Annotated in this window: 2 protein-coding genes; one reads left to right on the forward strand and one right to left on the reverse strand. The window is 36.0% G+C overall.

The window, feature by feature from the left end; genetic code table 11:
* Positions 1-1,345, forward strand: a 1,345-nt coding sequence (locus KCG35_RS24765) for a hypothetical protein (protein ID WP_215822527.1), incomplete at its 5' end; no start/stop codon positions are given.
* Positions 1,346-1,354: 9 nt separating this feature from the next.
* Here KCG35_RS24765 and KCG35_RS24770 read toward each other — a convergent pair.
* Positions 1,355-2,204 (reverse strand): formylglycine-generating enzyme family protein (locus KCG35_RS24770; protein ID WP_215822528.1); only part of this gene is annotated, 850 nt, incomplete at its 5' end.

Here is a 2,204-nt window from a genome sequence, read left to right on the forward strand (position 1 = left end):
CATAAAGAAAATATTCAGGGATAAGGAACTTCTAAAAACAGATGAAATAAAAAACTATGATCCAAGAAAAGCTGAGGTAAAGTCATATAAGCTTGAGGAGAAAAGAAAAGAAGTTACTTCTGAATCAGAAGATGGTATTCCCCAAACTTTAATTGAGCAGTCACGAACGTTATCAAGGGGGACTGATCTTGCTTACCCTGATATGAGTTTAACCGTTGATAATGGATTTGGTGCAAATCAAATTAAGTTTGACTGTTTGCAAGAACTTAACCCCATTTTTACACTTTGTGATGTTATTCATGGATTTATAACCGCCTTAAGGACACTGTCAACAGCTAAGCTAGGTTTTTACGCGGATGTTAACATTGATATATTTAAAGGAGGATTACACTTAAAATGGCAGAATAAAGAATATAATGAGAAACCTGAAGTGTATCTTTACTATGAATTACTGTTTTGTATAAAAGTGATTGAGGCTAAGTTTGAAGTTGGTCTTGCAATACAGATAAAAGATAATTATTTTATCAAAGCTTTTATTTCTCTTGATGCAAGTTGGGAGCTAAAAGCTGGAATAGTTTTTGGTGAAAAAGAGAAAGCACAAGTAACATCTGAACAGAAAGCTGTACCAAAAATTGGAATTGAAGTAAAACTGGGTGATGCATTAGGTGCAGCAGTTACTGGAGAAACAGGGCTTCAATATAACACAACGATGACAATTGATATTAACGGCGATGAGCAAGTAAAAGTTGAAGGGGAAGGTAAAATATTACCCGTTGTATTAAAAGCACATATTGTTTCTGAATATTTTGAAGTTGATTGGAATGACGAAAAAGTATTAATGGAAGAGTACCCTCTAGGCAGCTTTAAATGGCCCGCAAAAAAAGGAGATGAAAATAAAGATGCATATAATCCAGCTAAAGACCTGAGTGATGTTCAGATACGAGCGATTCTAAAGAAAAAATTCAGTGAATTTTTGGATGTAAGAATTTCAGAAGTTGCTGGGTATGAAGAAATAGAAATTAGACCGCATGGTTCAGGTAGAAATAGTCCAACAACAATTAAAACTCCAAAATTTAGAAAATATGATGTTGACTATACTGTGAATCGAATTATGTGGAATATTGAAAATAAAAAGGATACCCTTAAATTAGATACAAAATCAATAGAAGGACTTGCACTAAAAGTTGATGATGATTTGCGTGATATTCGGGGCTTTGGAGAATTTTATATTAGAAATGAGCAGTTTGAGGAATATATTGACGGAGAGTTTCAAAATATACTTGATGACTATATTAGTCCCGCAAAAATCGCAAAAAAAGAGGCTCAGAAAGCCTCTAAAAAGTAATATAGACCTTTAATTTGTAAGAGTACATCGGAAGCCCGCACGATAATAGCCGTAATTTGGATCTGTTGAACCACGTGTATACACTTCAGATATTTTTGATGAGCGAAAGTCGTTTCCTTTATAAACTTTTAGAGTTCCAGAGGTTGGTCCCGTAGGATTCTTCTCTGGTGCATCAGCAGGATACAAGGCATCATGCCAGTCTAATACATATTCTCCTACCCCCCCATGCATACCATAAATACCCATAGGGTTAGGTGGGTACTTATCAATAGCTGGTGGTTGCTTTGGTGCTTTTTTAGGGTCACCCCAAATAGTGTTTACCCCAGGCTCAACTTTGCCATTATTGGTTGCATATTCCACATCTTTTCCACCACTAGTAGCGGCGAACTCCCATTGGGCTTCTGTAGGAAGAGATCCCTTTTTACCAAATATTGAGCCAAGCCATTCACAGTAGGCTTGAGCATCATACCAAGGTATTGAGTTTGCGGGTGTTTTTTTCTTATCAGGACATTTAGCATCCTCGAATTGTTCAGAGGTATGCCCTGTTACTCTCATAAAAAACTCAAATTCATAACAGGTAGCGGGGTATTTCTGTATTGTGAAATCTGAAACGACTACGTTGAAGTAGTCTGGTACTTTACGATTTCTTTCCTCTAGTTTCCAGCTTAAGTCAAAAGAGACTTTTCGATGCATTTCTCCACCGTTAAAGTCAATGAAGTTGTCCTTAATCGATGTTTTGAAGGATTCTATTTCCTGATTATGTTTGTCACAACCTGTTAAGATAGAGAAAATGAACACAATACTCAAATTAAAAGCATTGCGGTGTCTATTCATAAACATCCTGATCTCCATAAGATAA

Origin of the sequence: Zooshikella harenae (assembly GCF_018837975.1) — a bacterium.
GTDB lineage: Bacteria > Pseudomonadota > Gammaproteobacteria > Pseudomonadales > Zooshikellaceae > Zooshikella > Zooshikella harenae.